The organism is Flavobacterium sp. MDT1-60 (genome assembly GCF_014844035.1).
In the GTDB taxonomy this organism is placed as follows: domain Bacteria; phylum Bacteroidota; class Bacteroidia; order Flavobacteriales; family Flavobacteriaceae; genus Flavobacterium.
In genome coordinates this window covers 178,197-204,022 of record NZ_CP062159.1, presented here as the reverse complement: position 1 = coordinate 204,022, position 25,826 = coordinate 178,197, and the positions used below count along the sequence as shown (strand labels likewise).

The window sequence follows — 25,826 nt, the reverse complement described above, 5'->3', positions numbered from 1 at the left end:
CCTCAAAAATAAAAAATCCGCTTCTTGCATCATAGAAGCGGATAAAATTAAAAACTAAAAAAAAAATTCTCAAAAAAAAAGTAATCAGAACTAAAACAGGTCCGGATTATATCCAAAGTAAGGCATGGTTTGTTCGTTAAAAACAACACCATACTCTTCTAATTCTTTTAAAATAGGCAAATAAACTTCTTTCTTAATAGGAAGCTGTACACCGGGAGTTGTGATTTTTCCATTCAAAATCAATAATGTAGCTATAGCCACCGGAAGTCCAACAGTTTTTGCCATCGCAGTATAGGTTTGGTCGTCTCCAATGCAAACCATTTTCGAATCGATTTGTGTTTTCTCACCATACAATTCATAACCGAATTTATGGTACATCACAATCATATCTTTGTCGTCTGGTGCTAATGTCCAGCTGTCAGACAATATTTTTTCTAATATTTGAGCAGGAGTGGCATTCGGTAAATTCACTTTTTTGTCCGGATTAAATAAATCCAGTTCCAAAAGTTTGTCCCACATAATATCGTCCTGATCAATTTTTAAAATCAATCGTGTTTTAATTTCAACAGAATCTGTTGGATGATAGGGCAAGAAGGAGTTTGTAAATTGTCGGTAACTCATGTTTTCAGAATCTTCCATGATGTAACTGTCGTCTGTCATACCTAATTGGACAAACATATTCCAGGCTTTCGAAAAACCAACTCTTCTGACCGTTCCCCGATATAAAGTCAGAATATCATCCAATCCATAAATAGAGCGATACTTAAGCGAATCACGGTTGGAGTAGGCTTCAAATTTACCGTATTCCTCTACTTCAAGAAACTCCGTTCTACGAAATAAAGTTCCGTATGGAATGTATTTATAAGTACCTTCCTGGATAAATTTTGCTGCACCACCCTGACCCGCTAATACTACATTTCTTGGCGCCCAGGTAAATTTGTAATTCCACAAATTATTATCTGATTCCGGGGCTACCAAGCCGCCACAAAACGATTCAAAAAGCAGCATATTTCCGCCCTTTGATCTAATTTCATCAATAACTTTCATGGCACTCATATGATCGATCCCGGGATCAAGACCAATTTCATTCATGAAAATCAGATTGTTTTTTTTAGCTTCTTCATCAAGTGCCTGCATTGCATCACTTATATAAGAAGCGGTTACAAGATGTTTTTTGAACTGAAGACAATCTTTTGCAATTTCTATATGTAAATGAGCCGGCAACATCGAGATCACGATAGAGGCTTTTTCTATCGCGGCTTTTCTTTCGTCGGTATCAAATATGTTTAAAGCAATTGGAGTAGCATTAGGATGGTTTTCTGTCTTTTTTTCGGCTAAAGCCAATGATAAGTCGGCTACAATAAGATGTAGATTTTCGCTTTCTGATTTTGATAGTAAATAACGTATCAAGGAAGAGGCTGATCTTCCGGCTCCGATAATTAAAATGCTTCTCATGTTTTAAATATATAACACAAATATATTAAATTGTTACAAATATAACAATTGAAATGATTTAAAAAAATGAATTCTTTTTTATTTCTGACAAAAAAGTAAAGGATTCTTTTTCCGCAAAAAGATTTTAGAAAGTAAAAAGCTTTTTGAATACTTTGAAGTATTTTTGTTTTAAAATTAAAAGTATAGAAAATTATGAAAAGAAGGATCATACTCACTGGTGCATTTATTGGAATGTTAGCTATTATTTTGGGAGCTTTTGGAGCACATCTTCTAAAAAAATATTTATCGGTGGAGCAACTGGTTACTTTTGAAACCGGAGTTCGTTACCAAATGTATCATGCTTTCTTTTTGCTTTTTCTTTCAACCCGAAAAGAGTTTACTCCTAAAGCTTTAAAAACAATCTATAATTTAACGGTTGCCGGTGTCGTTCTGTTTAGTGGTTCGATCTATTTATTAGCTACAAAAAACCTTACATTATTCGATTCTAAAATTATCGTATTCGCAACACCTTTCGGCGGTCTTCTATTAATTCTCGCTTGGTTGGCATTATTCGTTAGTATTTTTAAGCAAAAATCATAAAATACAGAATAAAAAATTCTATCTAAAAATTAATCTTTAATTTTGTATCATAAATAACATAAAACTTTACTTCTGTGAATTTTTATTCCTTTTTGTCGTTATCGATAAAAAATATAACAATTCAGTATTCTTTAATATAAGTGTTTAAGAATCAGAATTAAGAATGTTTTTGTACTCAAAAAATAATATACACAACTACAAAATTATGGACACTAACACACTTTTCTCGCAATCGATTTCGTTAAACGGATTAGGAATTGAAAATGCTAAAGTTCACTATCAATTATCTGCGGATGAACTGCATGCTATTACAGTGCAATCAGGACAAGGTGTCGAAAACGCTACAGGCGCATTGGCGATCAATACAGGCGAGTTTACAGGACGTTCTCCACAGGATCGTTTTATTGTAAAAGATAGTATTACTGAAGATAAAGTTTGGTGGGGAAATGTAAATATTCCGTTTTCATCAGAAGCTTTTGAAAAATTATATAATAAAGTAACGCAGTTTTTATCAAATAAAGAAGTATTTGTACGCGATTCATACGTTTGTGCAGATGCCAATTACAGATTAAATGTTCGAGTAGTAACAGAAACGGCCTGGTCGAATTTGTTTTGCTACAATATGTTTTTAAGACCAGAAGAGTCTGAATTAGCCAACTTTACTCCGGAATGGACTGTAATTTGTGCGCCAAGTTTTATGGCAGATCCTGCTGTAGACGGAACACGTCAGTCTAATTTTGCGATTTTAGATTTTACTAAAAAAGTAGCTCTTATTGGCGGAACAGGATATACAGGAGAAATGAAAAAAGGTATTTTCTCAGCCTTGAATTTCATTTTGCCGGTTTTCGAAAATACATTACCAATGCACTGCAGCGCCAATGTTGGTGAAGGTGGTGATACTGCCATTTTCTTCGGATTATCAGGAACAGGAAAAACAACTTTATCTGCAGACCCTGCACGTAAATTAATTGGTGACGACGAGCACGGATGGACTGCTGAAAACACTGTTTTTAACTTTGAAGGCGGTTGTTATGCAAAAGTGATTAATTTATCTGAAGAAAATGAACCGGACATTTTTAGAGCAATCAAAAAAGGAGCGCTTTTAGAAAATGTGGTTTTCAAAGCGGGAACAAACGAAGTTGATTATGATGATGTTTCGATCACTCAAAATACACGTGTAAGTTACCCAATAACACATATTGATAATATTCAGCCAGGTTCTATTGGCCACAATCCTAAAAATATATTTTTCTTAACGGCGGATTCTTTCGGAATTTTGCCTCCAATTTCAAAATTGACTCCAGGTCAGGCTGCTTACCATTTTATTTCAGGATATACTGCAAAAGTTGCCGGAACTGAAGCTGGTGTAACAGAACCACAACCTAACTTTTCAGCTTGTTTTGGAGCGCCATTTATGCCTTTGCACCCAACACGTTATGCAGAAATGCTGACTAAAAAAATGAAAGATGCAAATGTAAAAGTTTGGCTGATCAACACAGGTTGGACAGGCGGAGCCTACGGAACAGGAAGCCGTATGAAATTAAAATACACGCGTGCCATGATTACCGCTGCATTAAACGGAGAATTAGACAACGTAGAATATAAAAATCATGCAGTGTTTGGAATTGCAAAACCACAATCTTGCCCGAATGTTCCAAGCGAAATTTTAAATCCTAGAAATACTTGGGAAAATCCTGAGTTGTACGATAAAAAAGCAATCGAATTGGCTCAAAAATTCAAAGCGAATTTTGCCAAATTTGAAGAGTTTGCAAACGAAGAAATCTTGGCCGGAGCGCCAAAAACGGAATAAGGAAAATTACTAATTCAAACTAAAAAAAGCTGTTCGTTATGAACAGCTTTTTTGTTTGGTCTCAGTCTCAGTCTCAGTCTCAGTCTCAGTCTCAGTCTCAGTTTTCAGTCACAGTTAAGAAACTGAAAACTGCGACTGAAAACTGAAAACTATTTCTTCCCGTCGATACGTTGCTGCATCAAATCCCATGCATAATAATGAAAAGTCATTCCGTTGCTCATGGCTACAAAAAGTCCGTTTTTATATTTTCCTCCCAAATTAATGCTGGTAACATCAGCACCATCGCATTCAATTGTTGAAGTTGGAATTTCTGCCAATAAAGGATAATTATTCGCATTGCCTTTTGCACCTTCTCTCGGATAAACCATAAAAGTATTGGCTTGCTGGTTAGATACTAAAATATAACCTGTAGAATCTGTTTTTTTGTAAATCGCGATTCCTTCGTTATCGGCTGTAAAGCCCGTTTTTCCGAATAATGCCATTTCTTTATTGTCTTTTAATGCAGGATCAGCTTTGTATTTTCTGATTCCAAATTGCTCGTCACAATATAAAATAGTTCCCAATTCGTTATCAACCGCAATAGCTTCGATTTCTTTCTTTCCGCTATAGGAGCCAAATTTGCGGACTACTTTTGCAGTTGCAAATTTTCCGTTTCCGGAAAGTTCATATTGCCATAAATAACTCCCTGAAGGTCCGGATTTTCTGCCTACAACGGCAAAAATTTTACCATCGCTTTTGCGTGTGTACAATGCAATTCCCATTGGGTCGCGTAATTCTTCGTTTTCAAAAACGGGAATTCCGCCGTTGTCAATTGGTTTTAAATCAGGCAAACTGAAGATTCTGATTTTGTTGCTTTCACGTTCTGTTGTAACAGCAATGTCCACTTTTTTTCCATCAATTAGTAAACTATAAGCGATATCAACATTATTCGGGCGTTTTAAAACTTCTGATTTACCGACAATTTTTCCATTTAAATCAAATGCGTACAAACCGCCATCGGTATCTTTATCGGTTCCAACTATAATACTTTTTGTAGCATCAGTTGGATGAATCCAGATTGAAGGATCATCTGTATCATGAGGCAAAGCTTCCGTAACCGTTGTTGGTTTAACTGCATTTTTAGAAACAGGCGCTAATTTATCATCTTTACAAGAAATGAATAAAACACTTAAAAGTAAAAAAGTGATTATAGATTTATTTTTCATTTGAGTTTCATTTGAATAAAATTAGACAGAACCGATAAGCCCTGTCTAATTTAAGAATTTTATAAAGGATTATTACAAGTCAAATTTCAATCCCAAATTGTATCGGGCCTGATAGTATTCTGCTTGTTTGGTGTGCGCTTCAACTCCCTGATAGTAACGCAACGGTTGGTTTGTTAAGTTGTTGGCTTCAGCAAAAACGCGAAGTTGTTTTGTGATTTTATAAGAAGCATTTGCATCTAAGAAAAATTGTTTGTCATAATAACTGTCTTTGTAAGACTCAGAACCCAATTCATCTAAATAATCTGATGTGAAATTGGTTGAAATTCTCGCAGAAAAACGTTTGTTTTCCCAAGACAATGATCCGTTAAACATATGTGGAGTTGTTCCCGGAAGGCTTATGTCGTTTCTTTCATTTCCATCTTCATCAGCAATTCCTTTTGCTTTAGATTTTGTATAAGTGTAGTTCAAATAGATTCCAAATCCTTTCAAAAATTTACCAGGCAAGAAATCTAACTGACGCTGAAAGGCAACTTCAAAACCGTAAACATCAACTTTGTCTCCGTTTCTTGATTGGACAAATGACCAGTTTTCACCAACCGGAATTGGATTGTTCTGATTTGGAAAATCGCTGGCAAATTTTACGCTGTCATATTGATTATCACTGTAATTGTAAATGAAATCATTTAATCTTTTGTAGAAAACACCTCCGGAAATTAATCCAACTGATTTGAAATAATTCTCTGCCATGAAATCATAATTGTATGAATATGTTGCGTCAAGATCTGGATTTCCAGCTGTAATTTCTTTGTCTGCAGCAATATTATTTACATAAGGAGCCAATGCATAATAGTTTGGTCGGGCCAAAGCTGTTGTAGCGGCCGCTCTTAAAACTAAATCTTTTGTAGCATTATATTGAAATGAAATACTTGGTAATAAATTAGTGTAAGAGTTTGTATTGTTGATTTGACTTTCTAATTCCTCTTCGTCCAAAACCCTGTTTCCTGTATAATCAATATGAGTGTTCTCTAAACGGAAACCTAAAACCATCGAAAGTTTGTCATTAAAATCCTGATCCCATCTTACATAAGCCGCATAAATATTTTCCTTAGCGTTGTAATTAACCGCCAGATATTCTGATGGGCTTGCTTCTTTATCAAATAAAGCAGGATTGTTCAAGTCTAAACTTCCTAAAAAATTAGCCGAAGCAAAAGTTCCCGGTACATATTTACTTCCCGGATTAAAGTTTTTTCCATCATAATAACTGGTTGGAATTTCAGATAATAATTCCATTCCGTCATTGATTGGCTCATAAGAATAGAACATGTTATTTCTTTCTTTTTCTTTCAAGCGAAGTCTAAGACCGGTTCTTAATCTCCCTTTTTCAGATGGAATAATCGTGAAAGGAAAACGAATGTTAATTTTTGCTCCAAATTCACTTTCACTTGTCTCATCTGTATTTTCGGTAACAGAATCAAATTCAAATTCATCTGTTGATTCGCCAACAGTTGTCATTAAGGGAAATCTTGGATTAGATAAATCTTCCATCATTTCTAAGCCTTTTTGACGGTATTCGATGTAACGTTCTCCCGGGCGATATTCTCTCGCTTTTGCGTAATTGGCGGACCAGTCTAAGTCTAATTTAGAGTTGATTAAATGTTCTCCTCGAATCGAATAATTCTGAACACGCTGATCTTCTAATCTTCTGTTTTTGTTTCTGCTATTGTCAACTCCACCTTTTGTCTGGCGTTTTACGCGTCCTTCAAAACCAGTGATTTCTTCACCGTTATAAATAGGTTCGATGTCATCATAAGTAGTTCTGAAACGATTTTCTCTATCGTCTCTCCAATTATAAATGGCATTAGCGAAAATCGTATTGTTTTCATCAAACTTATAGTCTAAAGCCACAGAACCGCTTCGGCGAATACGTTGTACGTCGTATTTTCTAACTTCAGAAGCTTGTAAATATTCATTTCCGAAATCATCTTTTACCCATTCGTTTTCAATATTATCAGATCCGTAATCTACATTATTATAGGATCCGCTGAAAACGGCTCCTAATTTATTGTCTAAAAAACGATTTCCGTAAACTAATCCTGCCGTGTAAGAAGCATGTTCACGTATTGGCAAATAACCTCCCGCAAGTGTTGCAGAAATTCTTTCGCCATTTGGAGTTGCTCTTGTAATTAAGTTTACAGAACCTCCAATTGCATCGGCATCCATATCTGAAGTTAAGGTTTTGTTTACTTCAATAGTCGAAATCATATCAGACGGAATCAAGTCCATTTGCACGTTTCTGTTGTCTCCTTCTGCCGATGGAATTCGGTCTCCATTTAAAGTTACTGAATTCAATGACGGAGCTAAACCTCTAATAATAATGTTACGAGCCTCGCCCTGATCATTCTGCATCGTGATACCCGGAACACGTTTTAAAGCGTCTCCAACGTTAGCATCAGGAAAACGACCCATTTGATCCGATGAAATTACGTTTCCGATGTTTTTATTATTTTTTTGTTGATTCAGCGCTTTGGCCTGACCTTTTAAAATGTCTCCAACAACTACTTCGTTCAATTCTGTTCCTGAAGTTTTAAGTGCAAAATCGATAACATTATTTTTTCCTGCTTCTACCTTGATTTCCTGAGTTATAGCGGTGTATCCTATATATTTTACTTGTACCTGGTAAGTTCCTTCATTAATATTTAGCAATTCAAAACGGCCATTGTAATCTGAAACAGTGTATTTGTTTTCGCCTACAATCTGAATCATTGCTCCTGGTAAGGGAAGTTTGTCATCAATATCTAATACTTTTCCGGAAATTATCGCTTTTTGAGCATAACCTGAAAAGGCAAATAACATAAAAGTTAGTAATAAATAAATTTTTTTCATTTTGGTTTAGTTTGATTTGTTGCGAAACTATAACCTTAGTGTTACTAAAACCCTTCATAGAAATTAACATACTGTTATGATTAATCTTATAAAAAACAAACTTATTAATGTTTAAATAACTTTAATTAAACCTAAATAATCTAGTCGCAAGTAAAAACAAATCAACTATTTACCTTAGAATTAAATTTTTGGCGTTAAATTTGCCCTATCAATCAATCAAAAATCATCAATCATGTTAAAACAATTTTTTATCCTTTGTTCTGGCGCCGACAGAGATCTTCTTGAAGGCTGTTCAGAAGGCGAACAAACCAAATATGTTGGTATTGGAGCCACCGTTTTTTTTACCGCAGTTATGGCTTTCCTTGCCAGCGCCTACGCACTTTTTACTGTTTTTGATTCTATTTATCCTGCCTTAATTTTTGGATTTGTCTGGAGTTTGTTAATCTTCAATTTAGACCGATTTATTGTTTCGACTATCAAAAAAAGAGATCGTTTTATGGATGAATTTCTGCAAGCGACCCCCCGAATTATATTGGCGATTATTATTGCGATCGTAATTTCGAAACCATTGGAAATTAAAATTTTTGAAAAAGAAATCAATACCGTTTTATTGAAGGAAAAAAACGAAATGGAATTGGCCAATAAAAAACAAGTTGGGAATTATTTCAAATCGGATTTAGATAAAAACAAAGCTGAAATTGCTTCTTTAAAAGCAGATATTCTGAAAAAAGAAAAAGAAGTAAACGCTTTATATTCCACTTACATTACCGAAGCGGAAGGAACTGCCGGAACTAAGAGGTTAGGAAAAGGACCAGTTTATAAAGAGAAACGAGAAAAACACGACGCCTCTTTAAAAGAATTTGCTGATTTAAAAACAATCAACGAAGCAAAAATTGCTGAGAAGGAAAAAACAGGCAAACAATTACAAGCCGATTTGGATAAAAAAGTTTCGCAAACGCAACCCATTATTGAAGGGTTTGATGGCTTAATGGCCCGAATTAATGCTTTGAATAAATTGCCATGGATGCCATCGTTTTTTATAATGTTACTGTTTCTGGCGATTGAAACTTCTCCTATTATTGCCAAATTATTAGCACCAAAAGGTGAATTTGACATCAAACAGGAAGAAGCTGAAACGGCTATGAAAGCGACGTTAGAACAAAACAAATATCAACGTGAATTGCTCAAGAAAACAAGCGCCGAAATGCATGATAGAGTTTATGCTGATATTGCACAAGATAAAAGTTTATATGATCTGCAACGCAAAAATGCAACAGAATTATTAGAACTGCAATCGAATAGTTTTGTAGAAAAACAGAAGGCTACTTTATAAGTCGAAAGTCTTAAAGTCAAAAGTCATAAAGCCGCAGTACAGATTTAAAAAGATAAAGCCAGAAATAGAATTTTCTATTTCTGGCTTTTTTATTTTAGACAAAGTAAACTTTAAGACTTTCGACTTTAAGACTTACATATAACTTAAAATCTCTTTTTTGAACGCATCATATTCACCTTGCATGATCAATCCATTATCAAGAAGTTTTTTATAATTCTGCAATTTATCAAAAAGTTCTTCTTTAGATAATTCACTTAATTTGCGTTCTCCTGTTGAAGGTTGCGTTGGCTGAATTGGCTCAAAAGTCTCTGTGTAAGAAGGCGTTGTTGCTGGCATAATTTCAGCAAAATTCGTTACTTCTTCTGCTTCAACTTCTTCGATTTCATCTTCTTCAAAATCAGTTTCGTCTTCAATTAGTTGTGCAGTTTCTGTAACTGGCGCTGAAGTTGCTGCAGGATTTTTTAAAATATCCAATTGTTCTTTAGCATACGTATAGATTTTTCTTGCCTGAATTTTAGGAATGTAATCTATTGAAACCTGAATATCAGTTTTGGTAGAAAAAGAAAACTCTGAACCTAAAATATTTTCTTTTACAAAAGTCCCAACAATTTCGTCCCAGGTGTAATCTGTAAAGTCCATCGAAAGACCTAAATTTTTAGGCTTGCAGATAATAATTCTTTTGTTTGTTAATACAATGCTATCTGGAAAAACAGTAATTGCTGGTTTTTTTTGAACCGCGATATATCCAACTTCTTCACCTTTCATCAATAAATCATTGAGTTTTGAGGTGATTTTTTCAATCGCTTTTGGATCTTGTTCTTCGTTTAGAAATTTTTTAAATTGTTCTTTCATGTTGATAAATTGCTAAGTAACTGAGTTGCTAAGTTTTTGACTGATGCTGCAAATGTAATGCCTAATTTTCTAATTGCTCCGCCAGTTCGGTAAAAAAATTACCTCGGGTCGATAATTTCATTCTGAATTTTCTTTGTCAAACTTTTGAAAACCAATTCATACGAATGATCAATGAGTTCTTTCACAAAAGCGATCGATAAATTTCCGTTCAAAGTGACAGTATTCCAATGCACTTTACTCATATGGAAACCTGGTTTTATCTCATCATATTCGGCTCGCAATTCCTGGGCACGTTCAGGATCACATTTTAAATTGACGGATGGTTCGTTCTTTTCCCATTGCGATAAGGAAGATAGAGCAAACATTTTTCCGCCCACTTTAAAAACTAAAGTGTCTTCATCAAAAGGAAAATGTTCACTGACACCCTTTTTCGACAGACAATATTCATAATACGTTTCTAGATTCATTTTCTTAAATATAAATTAAACACGAATTGCACAAATTTTTACCAATCCGAATTATGTGCAAAGCAAAATAATTTCGTGTAAATTAGTGAAATTTGTGTTGTTAAATTTTCTTTTCCATCATTTTTTCAGGATGTTCCAAAGCCTTAAAACCAAATTTCTCATATAAAAAATGAGCATCAGTTGTAGCCAATCTCCAAATTTGAATGTCTTTTAAAATTGGTTCGTTCATCATATTCTCGATTAAAATAGACGAATAGCCTTTGCCACGATGTTCTTCTGTAATAAAAACATCCATTACATATCCAAAAACCACATAATCTGTAATAACGCGTGCGAAACCAATTTGTTTGTCGTCTAAGTAAATTCCAAAACAAACCGAAGCATCAATGGTCGTCTGAACTTCTTCAATAGTTCTTCCGGCGGCCCAATAAATATCTTTTAAAAAGTTTTGAATGAAGGGAACATCAAGTTTGTTTTTATCGGTCGAAACAGTAATTTGATTCATGATTTTTGGAATTTCAATAGTCTAAACCGTTTTTAAAGCAGTTTAGTATTTTACATTTTAATTTTATCGTCAATTTTTTCTACAGGTTTTGCAATAAAACCCGGCGCATTAAAACGGTAACCAAAATACAATAATCCATAAACTTTATCATTACTAATAACATTGTTTTTATCTTCATTATAAGAACTAACGCTGAAATTTAAACTGGCTCCAAAAAGTATTCGATCCGAATTGTACCCCATCTTTATGCCTCCGTCAAGATTTCGGGTAAAGTATGTTTTTTTTTCAATACTTTCTACTCCAGCATCTTTACTTTTATCCTTTATGAATTTTACACCAAGCGAAGGAGACAAATTAGGCGCAACATAAAATCGCTTATGAATAATAAAATTATAGTAATATCCTGCCGCTAGCTTAAGATCAAACTCTTTTTGTTTTCCGTCAAGATCATCTGATTTTGATCGAATCGTGTTGTAGCTATAAATTAGGGATGGAAGAAAACTACCGGCACTCTTTTTTTGCCATTCGGTAAATGAGGTGATACTTTTTAGCGAAAATTTAGGATTGAAAAGATAAGATGTTGACATTCCGAATTGCATGGTTTTAAAATCCGGAAATTGAAGATATGGGTCTTTTCCTTCAACCCATGTGGGGTCAAATTCAGACATATTCGCCACATAATAACCTTTTGTTTTACTATAATTTACCGTTTGAAGCCAGCGGCCTAAAAAGAAACGAAAGTTATAATCCGAAAAAGAAGATTTTCCTTTCAGATCTTCGTCTTTATTTCCACCGAAAAACTTCGGGTAAAATCCGTAACTGAAACCGATAAATTTATAATCGACACTTAGAAAAAGTTTGTAGCTGTTATTAGTCTCGAGATTCAGATTTGTTCCATTTTTACTATTAAGCAAATAGTTGTCACTTTGAGTACTCATATTTGCCCTCACCATTATTTTGTCAGGATAATAAATAAAATTTGCAGTGTCTTTGGGTTTCTCGTTCTGACTAAATACTGCAGTGAAATTCAAGAAAAAAGCGACCAAAAAGACACGTATAAATGCAGGTTGATTTTTCTGATTTACGCTTTGTCTATTAGCTGTTTTCAATTCGAAAAAGTTACTTAAATTAGTACTAATATAAAACTACTAATTAATAATCAATAATTTACTACAGAATATAAAATAGGTTTACTCGGACTTGCATCGTTTTCAAAAGAGGCGATTTGCAGGTTTAAAACATAATCTCCATCCTGAATTTCGTTGGGAACAAAAATCATTTCAGTAATTGTTGCATTGAGTCGTGCGTCGGCATTTAACTGATGCGTGTCTTTGACATTCCAAAATGCTTTATGAGCCAATAATTTTCCCTCGTCATGCTCTTTGTCAACGCTTGGCAAATCGATCAATAAATGCTGAATTTCGCTTTCGCGGATGAAAATCGCAGCATCTTCAGATAAATAAGGCGGATTTGTATTGGAATATTTTCTTGATTTCTTTTCTTTTTGGTTTGGAAGCGTTCTGATAATTAAAGCTTCGGTTGTCACATTTAGCGGAGTCGAAGTGATCATTGCTCTTTCAATTTGATCTTTGGCTATAACTAAATCCTCTCCAATCTTTTCAGGTTCAACGGTAATCAATTTGGCAAAAAAGAAAAACTGCTTTAGAGCCTGATTAATGCTGTAAAAATCATTTGTAATATGCCCGAAACATTCCGTATGCGTTCCATGCCCATGAGGATTAAAGAAAATATTATTGAAGTTAGTTGAAGATTTTCCTTCAGAAACATTTCCAATCCAGTCACCAAAAACTACAGGTTCGATAACCGGTTTTTCGATATACCACGCAATCGGATTTTCGTCTGTATTGGTTAACGGAATTGAAATATCAATGGGTTTTGATAAGTCGATTTCGAAGTTGTTGATTTTTGCTAGCATGATTATTTAACCGCAAGGGTCGCTAAGGGTTTACGCAAGGTTCGCAAGGTTTATTTTTTGCTTTTTAAATTTAGAATCTATAGTTTATTTACAACTCTCTTAATTCCATTTTTTATTAAAATGACATTAAAATTTAGCAATAAACCTAATTTGCAATCCGTTAATTTTAAATAAGTCAATAGTTGAGCAAAATGAATTTCATTTAAGGCATCGACTGATTTTATTTCCAAAATTAATTTATTTTCGATTATGATATCTAATCGATAACCAATTTCTAGTTTTATTTCTTCGTAAATTAATGGTAATGGCTTTTGTTTTTCAATTCTTAAACCTGTCTTCTTTAATTCAAAAAAAAGGCATTCTTCATAAGCGCTTTCTAAAAGTCCGGGTCCTAAAGTTTGATGAACTTTTAAGGCACAATCAAAAACAATTCTTGATAATTCATTCTCTGACATAAGTAAATTTAATTGTATTTTAAGATTTGTAAAAATACAATTAAAATGTAAAAAAATAAGATTATTCTTATGGTTTAAAAAACTTGCGCCCTTTGCGTAAACCCTTAGCGAACCTTGCGGTTAAGCTTTCATTCCAAATTTAAGTAAAACAGATCACTTGCAATTCCATCTGTCAGGAATTTTCCTTTTGCAGTTGGTTTTAGAATATTATTTTCAATCGAAAGCAAATCATCATTTAAGAATTTCTGACTTTGTTTTTTCAAATAATTTAAATACTCCAAACCAAATTCTTTTTCAATTCGTTCTAACGAAACACCCCAAATCGTTCTTAATCCCGTCATAATATATTCATTATAACGATCTGATTTTGACAGAATCTCAGTTTCTATCGGTAAAACATTTTCCTGAATAGATTTTAAGTAAAGTGAATTATTCGCAATATTCCAGCCTCTTTTTTCGCCGTCATAACTGTGGGCTGATGGGCCAATTCCGATATATTTTTTACCAAGCCAATAAGCCGAATTATTTCTGGAAAAATAATTCTCTTTCCCAAAATTCGATAATTCATAATGAATAAAACCATTTTTTTGAAGTGTATCGACCAAAATCATAAAATGATTTGAAGCCACTTCGTCTTGTGGTTCAGCAATTTTTCCGGTATCGATTAATTTTCTCAAAGCCGTTTTTGGTTCAACAGTCAAGGCATAACTCGAAATATGCGGAATGCCAAAACTCAAAGCAGTTTCAATATTTCGTTTCCACATTTCATCGGTCAATCCCGGAATTCCGTAAATCAAATCAAGCGAGATATTATCGAAATATTTGGTTGCTTCTTCTAAACATTTTTTGGCTTCCGCCGAATTATGAGCGCGATTCATCATCTTTAAATCTTCTTCATAAAAAGACTGAATTCCAATGCTCAAACGGTTTATTTGGCTTTTTGATAATTCAAAAATTCGTTCTGAAGATAAATCGTCCGGATTGGCTTCAAGCGTAATTTCCGGATTTTCGGAGACTTTGTAGTTTTTATAAACTTCTGAGATTAGAAAGCTTATTTCCTCATTTGTCAATACGGAAGGAGTTCCGCCACCAAAATAAATAGTTTCAACTACATCATTTTCAAACTCATTTTTGCGCATGATAATTTCCTTGGACAAAGCCAAAACCATCTCATCTTTCTTCTTTATCGAAGTCGAAAAATGAAAGTCGCAGTAATGGCAAGCCTGCTTGCAAAAAGGAATATGGATGTAGATACCACTCATTAATTAGATAATTAGATAATGCGACAATTAGATAATGAGATTGTTAGCCAAAAAAGAATTAATAAATTAGAAAATTAAAAAATGTACGATACAAGAATTATCTAATTTTCTAATTGGCACATTTTCTCATTTCCTCACTTTGTCTTCATTTTGTTTCACAAAAGCATCCCAACCTGAATAACTTTTTCCGGCTACGATTTTTCCGGAATTAAAGAAATGACAAACTGCGGCCGCTAAACCATCGGTTGAATCCAGGTTTTTAGGCAATTCTTTCAAACCTAATAGCTGTTGGAGCATTTTCGCGACTTGTTCTTTGCTGGCATTTCCGTTTCCGGTAATGGCCATTTTTATCTTTTTGGGTTCGTATTCAGTAATCGGAATATCTCTTGAAAGTCCCGCGGCCATGGCAACGCCTTGTGCGCGTCCAAGCTTTAACATCGATTGAACATTCTTTCCGAAGAAAGGTGCTTCAATGGCAATTTCGTCAGGATGATGCGTTTCGATTAATTCGATGGTACGCTCAAAAATGATTTTTAGTTTTTGGTAATGATTGTCGTATTTGGACAATTGCAATTCGTTCAACTGCAAAAACTCCATTTTTTTATTGGTGACTTTAATCAATCCAAAACCCATGATTGTGGTTCCTGGGTCAATACCTAATATGATGCGTTCTTTTGTCAAGTGTTTTTTTGTTTCAAGTTTGAAGTTTCAGGTTGAAAGTTTGCTGAAAATTGATTCTAATTCATTTTCTCATTTTCAAATTGCCACATTTTCAAATTGATTACTTTTGCGGCATGATTTCAATTCCTCACAAAGCTAAGCAATTCCTCGTTCTTCTGATCAAACTTTTGATTGTAGGCGGTGCATTTTATTTTATTTACAATCAGCTTGCCAACAACGATAAACTCGATTGGCAGAAGTTCATTGTATTGTTTCGTAAAAATCAATCGGTTTTAGGAATTGGGTTTATATTGCTTTTGAGTGTTTTGAATAGGTATTTCGAGATTTTAAAATGGCAGAATCTGGCTAAAGTTATTCATGAAATTTCGCTAGGAGAAGCCACAAAACAAGTTTTAGCGGCGTTAACAGCCGGAATTTTCACACCAAATGGAGTAGGAGAGTACGCCGGAAAAGCGTTGTATTACCCAAAATCTGAAGCTAAAAATGTGGTTTTTCTGAATTTAATCTGCAACGGAATCCAGATGATTTTGACAGTGATTTTCGGAACAATCGGCTTGCTTTTTCTCGGATATTGGAAATGGGTTCTGGTAATAATCGCATTATCTTTCTTCTTTCTTCTTTCTTCTATTTTCTTAAAAAAAATAAAAATCAAAGGATATTCAATTGAAAAACTAATTCAGAAAATCAATGAAATTCCGAAACCAATTCATCGTAAAAATATTCTTTTGGGGATTTTAAGATATTTGGTTTTCTCGCATCAATATTACTTTTTGTTTTTGGCTTTTGATGTTGATTTGCCTTATTTAACCTTGATTTCGACGATTGCGGTTGTATATTTTTTAGCTTCATCATTACCGACCTTTCAGTTTTTAGATTTTGCTGTAAAAGGAAGTGTTGCGGTTTATTTCTTCGGAATTTTGCATGTAAACGAATGGATTGTTGTTTTTATAAGTACGCTAATGTGGTTTTTAAATGTGGTTTTACCAGTGGTTTGGGGAAGTTATTATGTGTTGAATTTTAAAACAAAAACTGCCGAATGATTTTGGTATTATTTGTCATATTAGCCATTTACTGTTGCAGCATTGCTCTGTTGATTTTTGGTTTTAGCCGAATAAAAAAATATCAAAAAACAGATTTAAAACCGCAAACTAGTTTTACGATTATAGTTCCATTTCGGGATGAAGAAGAGAATCTTCCAAATCTTTTAAATAGCTTTTCAAAACTAAATTATCCAACAGATTTATTCGAAGTAATTTTAGTTGATGATAACTCTCGAGAGAAATTCCAAATTTTAAATTGCAAATTCCAAGTTAAGATTGTAGATAACATTAGGGTGTCAAATTCTCCTAAAAAAGATGCTATTTCAACCGCGATGCAACATGTAAAAACCAATTGGGTTATTACGACTGACGCCGACTGTATTGTTCCTCAAAACTGGCTTTTAACCTTCGATAATTATATTCAGGAAAATCAGGTTTCAATGCTTGCGAGCGCCGTTTCATATGAATGTAAAAATTCGTTCTTGCATCATTTTCAGCAATTAGATTTAACGAGTTTGCAAGGCACAACCATTGGAAGCTTCGGACTTAATAAAGCTTTTATGTGTAATGGAGCTAATTTTGCCTACACAAAATCATTGTTTGAAAAGCTTAATGGTTTTGATGGAAACAATAAAATTGCAAGTGGTGACGATGTTTTTTTACTTCAAAAAGCAGTAGAGGAATTCCCGGGAGAAGTTCATTATTTAAAAGCAGAAGAAGCGATCGTAATTACAAAGCCAACAGAAAATTGGAAATCGTTATTTTATCAGAGAGTGCGCTGGGCAGCCAAAACAAGTTCGTATAAAAGCAGTTTTGGAAAGTCCTTGGGATTGATTGTTTTTTTCGGAAATCTAAGTTTTGTAATTGGATTTTTCTTTTTACTATTCGGAATTTGGTCGTATCCAATTTTTGTGTTGTTTGCCTTTTTTAAATTCGGGATAGATTTTGGTTTGCTTTATATCACGAATCAATTTTTGACGAGCACCCGAATAAAAAGCTTGTTTTTAAGCAGTTTGCTTTATCCTTTTTTTAGTTCGGCTGTGGTTTTGTATAGTTTATTTGGTTCTTATGAATGGAAGGGAAGAAGGTTTAAAGTTTAAAATTTTAAATTCCAACAATTAAAAAGGGTAATCGTATGATCCTTTGTTTCTTGGGATGACAAATAAACTAAATGTCTTTTGAAAAAGAGTGCCCTAGCCCTGATGGGAGGGAAAATCCTTTTGTGTCCGTCGCGGCGGACACAAAAGATTTGGAAGGACAGCAGGGCACGAGCGATAGCGACTGACGAAGTAAAAAGCTCCTAAAAAAAACTAGTAATTAAATGATCTTATATCACTTATATGGTGAAAAAAAATCATTTCTGATCTTTAGCCTTGATAATAACAGGCAAAATAAATTGTGTTTTAACCGGAATTCCACGTTTAATTGCCGGATTCACTTTTGGGAAATCAACTAAACGAGCGTGCAGAATACTGTCGATTTTGATGGTATCATAAGCAACAGAATCTTTAGGAAACTGAGGTTCGAATTTCATCGTTGCATTCGGGAAAACGGTTACTTTAACTTCAATCGTGTCAAGTTCCGGGTATAGGATTGACAAAGTATCAATGTCTAATTTCGCTTCAATGAGTTGTCCCATAACCTCAAAAAAACATTGCTGGCGCAGTTTTTTGTCGGCTATTTTTTCGCATTCGGCAACTGACGGATATTCGTCAACTTCTTTCCAGTTAATTGCTTTTAATTCTTTTTGAAGTAATTCTTTTTCAGACGGAATCTGCTTGTCAAGATATTGACAAGAATTGAAAAGGATAAAAACTAAAAAAATAGGAAACTGCTTCAAGGCCTTAATATTGATTGTAAACGAATTAGATTATAAAAATACGATTATTTTTTTTGAGATGCTTTGTATTGCAAATATTCTTCGTAGTTTTCTGAAAGCCATTTTTCTTTGTTTGTTGCCGCAATTTCTTTCTGATCAGGATATAAATGTGCCAAACGATCTGAAAAAGTAGCGATCTGAACTGTATAGTTGTAAAACTCAGTTTTTGTTAAAGTAATACCCGGGTCATTTTTTCGATTAAAATACTCGAAGAAAAGTGCATCAAATTCCTTTATCGAAAAATTTAATACTTTTTTCTTATTACTTTTATAAATACTGTCCTGAAGTAATTGGTCACCAACAGATAGTTTTTTAACTTGTGCATATGCAATATCGTTGATCGAAAAGATCAAAAAACAAATAAAAAATAATTTTAAAAGTCTGCGCATTGTCTAATTTTTCTGACGGCTTACAAGACAAATTTACAAAAAAATATATGGATTTACTACTGTTCACGCTTGGTTTTATCTGCATTCTTGTTGGAATTTTTGGTAGTTTTCTGCCTGTTTTACCTGGTTTATCGAGTTGCTGGGTTGGACTGCTATTATTGTATTTAACAAAGGCGGTCGAAAATAATTATTGGGTTCTGGGCATAACTCTTTTAATAACTATTGTAATTACAGTTCTTGATTACATAATTCCCGCAAAAGGAACCAAAAAATTTGGCGGTAGTTCGTACGGAATTTGGGGAACCAACATTGGTTTAATTGTAGGGATTCTGTCTCCAATTCCATTTGGCGTTATCATCGGACCATTTGTTGGGGCACTTATTGGAGAACTTATTTATGATTCTAAAAACCATAAAAGAGCATTAAAAGCAGCGACTGGATCATTACTTGGATTTCTGGCTTCAAGTTTTATTAATTTTATGTTTTGTATTATTTTTCTAGGTATTTTTATACATGTAACATGGGAATATCGAAACTTATTGTTTTAATTATGTAACATCGCCCTAAGTTTTTTCCTATTTTTTATAAAGTTTGATGTCAAGTTCTCACTTTTTTGAAAAAAAAATTTCTTTTTATTTTGATAACGAAAGGGTTATGTTTATTGGCAGTACGAAGTTTTCGACCAAAATAAATGTTAAATTCACTATTAAATTATTAACTTAATCTTTGGAAATGTTAAAATATTTTATATTTTTATCCTGATAAACGATAAAAAAGCCCCTTTTATCGATTATTTTGAATTAATTTAAATAATTTTTAAATGATTAAATTATGACTCCTAACCTACAAATTGAACTTAGACGTTTTATTTCTTCTAATGTTGTTTCAAAATTGAACAAATTTTATTTTGAAAATGATGCACTTTTAATAAAAGGGATCGATGTCTCAATCGGAACCGTTTTAATGGGGTTGTATAATAGGGCCGAGGAGTCGGGTTTCTACAAAGAACTTACCACATTAATTGCAGATGATTCCACTTTTTACCAGGAAGTCGATTTTACATCAGGTCGAATCTTATCAGTTGACGACTGTTACCGTTTAGAAGGAAACGTTTTATTGAAAGGAATCTTTACTGAAAAGAAAGGAAGAATTTCTGAAATGATTTCAAACGAAGTCGGAATTAAAAGCGAAACCGCAAGAGAAATACTTAACTTCTCAGCATTACTAGTAGTTTCTTACCTTAAGAACAACATTCAGTTACTAGATAGTTTAAAATTACTTCTTGAAGAACAAAAAAGAGAAATTTTAAACAGCATTCAACCCGGAATCAAAATTATCTTAGGATTTTCATGTCATGAAGTAGTTGAAGACAAAAATCAAACCATGGGAAGATCTATTTTTACCCTTTTCGGACACAACTTTTTCAGTTTCTAAATAATAAAAAAAATCCCATCTTACAAAAGTAAAACAGGATTTATATTCTTGAATTTGAATTGTTTATTAAACGTTTTTCAAATTAATAATTTCTTGTTCGGTCAAAAAGCGCCAGTTACCTCTTGGTAGATTCTTTTTGGTTAAACCTGCAAAAGAAACACGATCTATACGTAAAACATCATAATCGAAGTTTTCGAAAATAGCGCGAACCACTTTTACATTCGATGAACGTAATTTAAGGCCAATTTCGCTCTTTGGTTCATTATCAATATAACTAACTTCTTCAACAAATACGCGGTGTCCGTCAAGAACCAAACCTTTGCTGATTTTTTCTAAATCCTCAAATTTTAAGTTTTTGTCTAGTGAAACCTGATAAATTTTAGACGATTTCTGACTCGGTAAAGTAAATTTACGAATCATATCTGTATCGTTGGTGAACAACAATAAACCAGTTGTGTTTTTGTCCATTCTTCCAATCGGAGCAATTTTTGCTGTGGTAGAACCACGAACCAATTCTAAAACGTTACGGTATTCCTGACCTTCGTCAAGTGCAGTGGTAAAGTTTTTAGGTTTGTTCAACAAGATGTATTCTTTCTTTTCAGGAGTTAAAGTAACACCGTCAAAATTCACAACATCGTCTAATTTTACTAAATAACCCATTTCAGTAACCGGAACGCCATTTACTTTAACGTTTCCAGACTGAATGTATATATCGGCATCACGACGCGAGCATACACCTGAATTAGAGATGTATTTGTTCAAACGAATCTCGTCTGCAGCTTTCTGTCTTTTCGGAGCCTGATTCTGTTTTTTAATTTTTTCTGCTTTTTCTTCTTCAGCAGCTTTAACAGCCGGCTTCACTTTTTTTGGCCCTTGCGCACGCTTTGCCATAGGAGGTTTTGGCTTGCTAGAGTTTGATTTCGAACTGTTTGGTCTCGAACCGCCTCTTTTATTATTGCCTTCCTTATTGTTCATAAATTCTGTAATTTGTGCAAAGATAGTTTATTCTTGCTAAATAATCTTAAGTTCATTGTTCTTAGATTAATAGCTATTGTTTTTTGGGGTTTGAGAGAGTTGTATTTGGACTTTTTGGTCACTTTGAATTGTTGTTATTCCACAGAGATTCACCAAGTTCACACAGAGATTCGCAAAGTTTTTAAAAGAGCTTTGTGAATCTTTGCGAAATCTTCGTGAATCTTTGTGAAATAACTTAAACTAGAATTTTGAAATTAAAGCTTTCCCATGCCACAAAACACTAGGATTAATCAAAACAATGCAACAAACACCCGAAACAATCAGGAATTTCAAGACATTGTGAAGCAGTAAATATTGTCCCTTAGAATTCGATTTCCATAAATAAATAAGGAAAAAAAGCAAAACACCAAAGCATACATAAAAGTAAATGTCCATATAGCCAACATCGTAAATGTTGATCAAAACATAAACAGGAAGTACAGTCAAAATAGTCAAAACCGTAATAATTTGTTTAGAAACCGTTTCGTTATAAAGTATCGGAATTGTTCTGTAATTGTTGGCTAAATCACCTTTTAAATTTTCTAAATCCTTTATCATTTCCCGAATCAGCAATAATAAAAATAAGAAAATCGCATGTGCCGAAATTACCATAAAATGACTCATATGGTCTTCAATTTCTTCAAATAAAATCTTGTTGTAGAAATATAAAAGAATTGCAAAAAAGGGAATAACGGCCAGAAAAGCAGCAGTCAAATTACCAACAATTGGATATTTTTTTATTTTATGTGAGTAAAACCAAATCAGAAAAATATAAGCTGAAAAGAATAAAAAAGCGCGCCACGAAACAATGAAAGCCATTAAAACCGCCAGAAAATTCAAAGTAAAATAAACCGACAATTTTGTTTTCTGGCTTACCAAACGATCCAGCATCGATTTGTTTGGACGATTGATTAAATCTTTCTGGCTGTCATAAAAATTATTGATAATATACCCTGAAGCAATTGTAATTGCCGAAGCAAAAACGATTAAAAATAAATTGAAATCAAGGAGAATATCAAGTGCTCTTTTTTCCGGAGCCAGTATAAAAATAGCAGATAAATATTGTGCCAAAACAATAATTGGAATGTTATAGCCTCTTACCACAGAGAACAAACTAACAATTTTCATAACTAAAAGTTTGTGCTGTCTGCTTAACATTTTCAAATTTAAGTTTGGGATTTTGACGTAATTTAAGATTTTTTGCTGAAGTTGTATTTTAGTTAAAGTTAATTTTAACAATTTAGATACGGTTACTAATTCGTTTCTACACTACTAAGCAATAAAATTATTGGTCCTAAAAAATTAAATCTAAAAGAAGTAATGATGGTAAAATTGTATTTAAATATTTTTTTAAAGTATTCAAATAAATCTATTTCCTAATGAAACTTGATTTTTAGAACTGATAAACTACTTCTAGTTTATAGTCTTTTAAAGAAGCTTTAGCACGCTCTAAATCTTCGGTGAAACCAAGAATGTAGCCGCCACCGCCAGAACCACAAAGTTTTAAATAATAATCGTTAGTGTCAATTCCGTTTTGCCAGATTCCGTGAAATTGCTCTGGGATCATTGGTTTGAAGTTATTCAAAACAACTTTAGAAAGCTTTTTAGTATTGGTAAACAAAGACTTCATGTCGCCATGCAAAAAGTTTTCTACGCAGGCGTCTGTATATTTCACAAATTGGTTTTTAAGCATCGCACGGAAACCTTTGTCTTTTAGGTTTTCCATGAAAATGTTTACCATTGGAGCCGTTTCGCCTACAATTCCTGAGTCTAATAAAAAAACAGCACCTTTTCCGTCAAAACTTTGAGTCGGAATTCCGGTGGCTTCAATATTATCTTTAGAATTGATTAAAATCGGAATGCTTAAATAACTGTTTAAAGGGTCTAAACCAGAACTTTTTCCGTGGAAAAAACTCTCCATTTGAGAAAAGATATTTTTTAATTGCAACAGTTTTTCACGAGTTAAATTCTCTAAAACTGTTATTTTGTGAGTTGCATATTTGTCATAAATAGCAGCAACTAAAGCTCCGCTACTTCCCACTCCGTATCCTTGCGGAATACTTGAGTCAAAATACATTCCTGTGTCAACATCATTTTTTAAAGCTGCCAAATCAAAAGCAACCAAATCCGGTTGTTCTGTCTGTAAAGTTTCAAGGTAAGTTGCAAAACGTTTTAAACTGGCATTTGATGCTATTGCTTCCGTCGAAGGATCTTCGATTTTCTTCAAAGCACCATTATAAAAATTATAAGGAATAGAAAGTCCTTTAGAGTCACGAATGATTCCGTATTCTCCAAAGAGTAATATTTTTGAGTAAAATAATGGTCCTTTCATATTTATTTTATGTCTTTCTTAATTTTATTTGGGTCTTGTCGTGTGTCGAAAAATGCAATTATTTCAACTCTTTTTGTGTTGAATTTATAATAGATTGTTGTTTGTTTTGACAAGACGCATTTGTGATAGTTTTTATTTAGTTCTGATTTAGGAAAAATTTCAGGTTCTATTTGTATTAGATAAATTACTTTGTCCAGATTTGATATAAATTTATCTTTTACTTTTTTTGACCATTTAATTTCTAGGTACTCAAATAATTCAAATAAACTTTTTTCTGCATTTTTTGAAAAGATTATCGTTCTTTTCATTAACGATGCTTTTTCATCATATCTTCATACAAAACAAATTCACCTCGTTCAATCTGTCTTTTCCCTTCTTTAATTTCATCTTTTTGTTCATCAGTCAAATCATCCCACCAATCTTTTTCTTTTGGGTTAACAATTTTTTGACCGCTAAAATGATGGAAAGATCATCTGTACCTTCCAGAATATCGATCACTTCGCGTTTTTCTAATTGAATGTCCATAATCAAAATTTTAATTAAAGATACGAAAATTATCTCTTCATTGAGCCGCTTCCAATTTCATCGCAAATGTACTGACCATTCTGACAAAATACAACTAATTCGTCCTTAATAAATTGTAATACTTTTTCGCTAACGTTTTCGGGATAAAGTACATGCACATTTGCTCCGGCATCAAGCGTAAAACAAACCGGAATCTGAGTTTCGTTTCTGAATTTCCAAATAGTATTTATGATTTGCAAAGTGTTTGGTTTCATCAAAATGAAATACGGCATCGATGTCATCATCATGGCGTGTAAAGTCAAGGCTTCACTTTCGACCACTTTAATAAATTCTTCCAGGTTACCGTTTTCGAAAATGGCAACTAGTTGATCTAAATTTTCATGTGCCTGAGCAAAACGTCTTTCTGCATAGGGATGATTGTGCATTAAATCGTGACCAACGGTGCTCGAAACCTGTTTTTCGCCTTTATCAACCAATAGAATAGTATCCTGGTAATTCTTGAAATTTTCATGAATAGTATATGGAAATTCAACTCCAAATAAATCTGAACTTCCTTCAATATTTGCCTGTTTTCCCCAAGCCACAACTTTTCCTTTTACACTTCGGCAGGCACTTCCAGAACCTAAACGCGCTAAAAAAGATGCTTTTTGATAGAAATAATCATCTGTCATTTCCGGATTCAGTTCTTTCTCCAAACTCATGAAATTCATTGCTAAAGCCGCCATTCCAGAGGCCGAAGAAGCAATTCCTGAACTGTGCGGAAACGTATTCTGAGTATCAATCGTAAAATGATAATCCTTCAAAAACGGAAGATAAACTTCAATTCTTTCTAAAAACTTCTGAATTTTCGGTTTGAAATCCTCTTTTGGCTTTCCTTCAAACAATAAATCAAATGAAAAAACATTTTCTGTCACATTGAGCGAAGTCGAAATGTCTTTTTTCGTAAAACCCAACTTCGTAATGGTTTTACAATTATTCAAAGTAAAACTCACCGAAGGATTTGCCGGAATTTGATTGTCTTTTTTTCCCCAATATTTTACTAGTGCAATATTGCTGGGAGCGCTCCACTCAAAATTTCCGTTTTCGATTGTAGAAGTATATTTTTTAGGAATAAAATCAGTTGCTGTAAACATGAAATATAAAATTTTGGCAAAGATAGTTTTTAAATTTTTTCACCATATAAGTAATATAAGAAAATATAAAGCTGCTTTTCTAAAATGAACTTGTAATACTTATATAGCGTACAATTTTTCTTTTGACTATTTTTGATTCAAAATTTAATAAAATGAATAAATACATAAAAATTGCAATAGCTTTATTGGTTTGTTTAGCAGTAGGGTATTCTGCCAGTACAGTAACAAGACCAAGTGTAGAAACATGGTATCCAGCTTTAATAAAGCCAATTTTTAATCCGCCAAATTGGATTTTTATGCCAATGTGGACATTACTTTATATTTTAATGGCAGTCGCTACCGGATTAGTGTGGGATAAAATCAAAGAACAAAATGAAGCTGTAAAAAAAGCACTTTTTTTCTTTATTATTCAGTTAACGCTGAATGCCATTTGGTCTTATTTATTCTTCGGATTAAAAAATCCGCTTTTGGCTTTAATCGAAATTGCGCTTTTATGGCTGATGATTTATGAAACGTATTTAAAATTCACCAAAATCAATAAAACTGCAGGTTATTTACTGATTCCATATTTGGCTTGGGTTGCGTTTGCAGCGGTTTTGAATGCCAGTATTTGGTGGTTGAATAAGTAAAATTTGTTTCTGGTTTTTTTAGTTTCAA

At 33.4% G+C, this 25,826-nt stretch carries 27 protein-coding genes; 8 read left to right on the top strand and 19 right to left on the bottom strand.

The genetic code is table 11. From position 1 onward, the window contains the following. Positions 1-90 precede the first annotated feature (90 nt). Positions 91-1,455, bottom strand: coding sequence for a saccharopine dehydrogenase family protein (locus tag IHE43_RS00840; RefSeq protein WP_192186246.1), 1,365 nt, complete (start codon positions 1,453-1,455; stop codon positions 91-93). A gap of 192 nt (positions 1,456-1,647) precedes the next feature. On the opposite strand from IHE43_RS00840, the gene IHE43_RS00835 reads away from it, so the two are divergent. Both IHE43_RS00835 and pckA read left to right on the top strand, forming a co-directional pair. Continuing rightward, the gene (locus tag IHE43_RS00835; protein ID WP_192186245.1) at positions 1,648-2,034 is read left to right on the top strand and encodes a DUF423 domain-containing protein; all 387 of its coding nucleotides are present in this window, start codon (positions 1,648-1,650) and stop codon (positions 2,032-2,034) included. A 205-nt stretch (positions 2,035-2,239) separates the two neighbouring features. Next, positions 2,240-3,844: a phosphoenolpyruvate carboxykinase (ATP) gene (gene pckA / locus IHE43_RS00830; protein WP_192186244.1), complete on the top strand. Its 1,605-nt coding sequence runs from the start codon at positions 2,240-2,242 to the stop codon at positions 3,842-3,844. 149 nt (positions 3,845-3,993) lie between these two features. On the opposite strand, the gene IHE43_RS00825 is transcribed toward pckA, so the two are convergent. Both IHE43_RS00825 and IHE43_RS00820 read right to left on the bottom strand, forming a co-directional pair. Beyond that, positions 3,994-5,049, bottom strand: a complete 1,056-nt coding sequence (locus tag IHE43_RS00825; RefSeq protein WP_192186243.1) for a phytase — start codon at positions 5,047-5,049, stop codon at positions 3,994-3,996. A gap of 72 nt (positions 5,050-5,121) precedes the next feature. Further along, the gene (locus tag IHE43_RS00820) at positions 5,122-7,932 is read right to left on the bottom strand and encodes a TonB-dependent receptor (RefSeq protein ID WP_192186242.1); all 2,811 of its coding nucleotides are present in this window, start codon (positions 7,930-7,932) and stop codon (positions 5,122-5,124) included. A gap of 232 nt (positions 7,933-8,164) precedes the next feature. On the opposite strand from IHE43_RS00820, the gene IHE43_RS00815 reads away from it, so the two are divergent. After that, complete coding sequence (locus IHE43_RS00815; RefSeq protein ID WP_192186241.1) at positions 8,165-9,265, top strand: DUF4407 domain-containing protein; 1,101 nt, start codon at positions 8,165-8,167, stop codon at positions 9,263-9,265. Between the two features lie 132 nt (positions 9,266-9,397). On the opposite strand, the gene IHE43_RS00810 is transcribed toward IHE43_RS00815, so the two are convergent. The 8 genes from IHE43_RS00810 to ruvC form a co-directional block, all read right to left on the bottom strand. Beyond that, entirely contained in the window at positions 9,398-10,117 is a 720-nt protein-coding gene (locus IHE43_RS00810) for a PH domain-containing protein (RefSeq protein ID WP_192186240.1), read from the bottom strand. Between the two features lie 98 nt (positions 10,118-10,215). Beyond that, positions 10,216-10,584, bottom strand: coding sequence for an MmcQ/YjbR family DNA-binding protein (locus IHE43_RS00805; RefSeq protein ID WP_192186239.1), 369 nt, complete (start codon positions 10,582-10,584; stop codon positions 10,216-10,218). 100 nt (positions 10,585-10,684) lie between these two features. Beyond that, a complete protein-coding gene (locus tag IHE43_RS00800; RefSeq protein WP_192186238.1) occupies positions 10,685-11,089 on the bottom strand; it encodes a GNAT family N-acetyltransferase in 405 nt (134 codons plus the stop codon). Positions 11,090-11,139: 50 nt separating this feature from the next. After that, entirely contained in the window at positions 11,140-12,120 is a 981-nt protein-coding gene (locus tag IHE43_RS00795) for a DUF4421 family protein (RefSeq protein ID WP_225585483.1), read from the bottom strand. A gap of 128 nt (positions 12,121-12,248) precedes the next feature. Further along, positions 12,249-13,025 (bottom strand): cyclase family protein, encoded by a 777-nt coding sequence (locus IHE43_RS00790; RefSeq protein WP_192186236.1) that lies wholly within the window; start codon positions 13,023-13,025, stop codon positions 12,249-12,251. 77 nt (positions 13,026-13,102) lie between these two features. Further along, on the bottom strand, positions 13,103-13,480 hold the full coding sequence (locus tag IHE43_RS00785; RefSeq protein WP_192186235.1) for a GxxExxY protein: 378 nt from the start codon (positions 13,478-13,480) through the stop codon (positions 13,103-13,105). Between the two features lie 128 nt (positions 13,481-13,608). Continuing rightward, on the bottom strand, positions 13,609-14,742 hold the full coding sequence (hemW, locus tag IHE43_RS00780; protein ID WP_192186234.1) for a radical SAM family heme chaperone HemW: 1,134 nt from the start codon (positions 14,740-14,742) through the stop codon (positions 13,609-13,611). Positions 14,743-14,868: 126 nt separating this feature from the next. Continuing rightward, entirely contained in the window at positions 14,869-15,423 is a 555-nt protein-coding gene (gene ruvC, locus IHE43_RS00775) for a crossover junction endodeoxyribonuclease RuvC (protein WP_007804801.1), read from the bottom strand. Between the two features lie 113 nt (positions 15,424-15,536). On the opposite strand from ruvC, the gene IHE43_RS00770 reads away from it, so the two are divergent. Both IHE43_RS00770 and IHE43_RS00765 read left to right on the top strand, forming a co-directional pair. Then, a complete protein-coding gene (locus IHE43_RS00770; RefSeq protein ID WP_192186233.1) occupies positions 15,537-16,463 on the top strand; it encodes a lysylphosphatidylglycerol synthase domain-containing protein in 927 nt (308 codons plus the stop codon). Then, entirely contained in the window at positions 16,460-17,563 is a 1,104-nt protein-coding gene (locus IHE43_RS00765; protein ID WP_192186232.1) for a glycosyltransferase, read from the top strand. The genes IHE43_RS00770 and IHE43_RS00765 overlap by 4 nt, the downstream gene beginning before the upstream one ends. Before the next feature lie 254 nt (positions 17,564-17,817). Here the strand turns inward: IHE43_RS00765 and IHE43_RS00760 are convergent, their stop codons facing one another. Continuing rightward, the gene (locus IHE43_RS00760; protein ID WP_192186231.1) at positions 17,818-18,303 is read right to left on the bottom strand and encodes a hypothetical protein; all 486 of its coding nucleotides are present in this window, start codon (positions 18,301-18,303) and stop codon (positions 17,818-17,820) included. A 44-nt stretch (positions 18,304-18,347) separates the two neighbouring features. Beyond that, the gene (locus tag IHE43_RS00755) at positions 18,348-18,731 is read right to left on the bottom strand and encodes a hypothetical protein (RefSeq protein WP_192186230.1); all 384 of its coding nucleotides are present in this window, start codon (positions 18,729-18,731) and stop codon (positions 18,348-18,350) included. A 47-nt stretch (positions 18,732-18,778) separates the two neighbouring features. Here IHE43_RS00755 and IHE43_RS00750 point away from each other — a divergent pair, with 47 nt between their 5' ends. Beyond that, complete coding sequence (locus IHE43_RS00750; RefSeq protein WP_192186229.1) at positions 18,779-19,279, top strand: DUF456 domain-containing protein; 501 nt, start codon at positions 18,779-18,781, stop codon at positions 19,277-19,279. Between the two features lie 283 nt (positions 19,280-19,562). After that, complete coding sequence (locus IHE43_RS00745) at positions 19,563-20,165, top strand: DUF937 domain-containing protein (RefSeq protein WP_192186228.1); 603 nt, start codon at positions 19,563-19,565, stop codon at positions 20,163-20,165. 66 nt (positions 20,166-20,231) lie between these two features. Here IHE43_RS00745 and IHE43_RS00740 read toward each other — a convergent pair whose 3' ends face one another. The 6 genes from IHE43_RS00740 to IHE43_RS00720 form a co-directional block, all read right to left on the bottom strand. Then, the gene (locus tag IHE43_RS00740) at positions 20,232-21,140 is read right to left on the bottom strand and encodes a pseudouridine synthase (protein WP_192186227.1); all 909 of its coding nucleotides are present in this window, start codon (positions 21,138-21,140) and stop codon (positions 20,232-20,234) included. Between the two features lie 240 nt (positions 21,141-21,380). Then, positions 21,381-22,337 carry a geranylgeranylglycerol-phosphate geranylgeranyltransferase gene (locus IHE43_RS00735; protein ID WP_192186226.1) on the bottom strand — a complete coding sequence of 319 codons (957 nt, stop codon included), beginning with the start codon at positions 22,335-22,337 and terminating at the stop codon, positions 21,381-21,383. Between the two features lie 235 nt (positions 22,338-22,572). Continuing rightward, on the bottom strand, positions 22,573-23,511 hold the full coding sequence (locus tag IHE43_RS00730; protein WP_192186225.1) for a mevalonate kinase: 939 nt from the start codon (positions 23,509-23,511) through the stop codon (positions 22,573-22,575). Positions 23,512-23,513: 2 nt separating this feature from the next. Continuing rightward, positions 23,514-23,819, bottom strand: coding sequence for a type II toxin-antitoxin system RelE/ParE family toxin (locus IHE43_RS00725; RefSeq protein WP_192186224.1), 306 nt, complete (start codon positions 23,817-23,819; stop codon positions 23,514-23,516). 94 nt (positions 23,820-23,913) lie between these two features. Beyond that, a complete protein-coding gene (locus IHE43_RS23850) occupies positions 23,914-24,036 on the bottom strand; it encodes a hypothetical protein (protein ID WP_255513819.1) in 123 nt (40 codons plus the stop codon). A gap of 29 nt (positions 24,037-24,065) precedes the next feature. Then, positions 24,066-25,169: a diphosphomevalonate/mevalonate 3,5-bisphosphate decarboxylase family protein gene (locus tag IHE43_RS00720; RefSeq protein ID WP_192186223.1), complete on the bottom strand. Its 1,104-nt coding sequence runs from the start codon at positions 25,167-25,169 to the stop codon at positions 24,066-24,068. Positions 25,170-25,321: 152 nt separating this feature from the next. Between IHE43_RS00720 and IHE43_RS00715 the strand changes: the two genes are divergently transcribed. Further along, positions 25,322-25,798, top strand: a complete 477-nt coding sequence (locus tag IHE43_RS00715) for a TspO/MBR family protein (RefSeq protein WP_192186222.1) — start codon at positions 25,322-25,324, stop codon at positions 25,796-25,798. Positions 25,799-25,826: the final 28 nt, after the last annotated feature.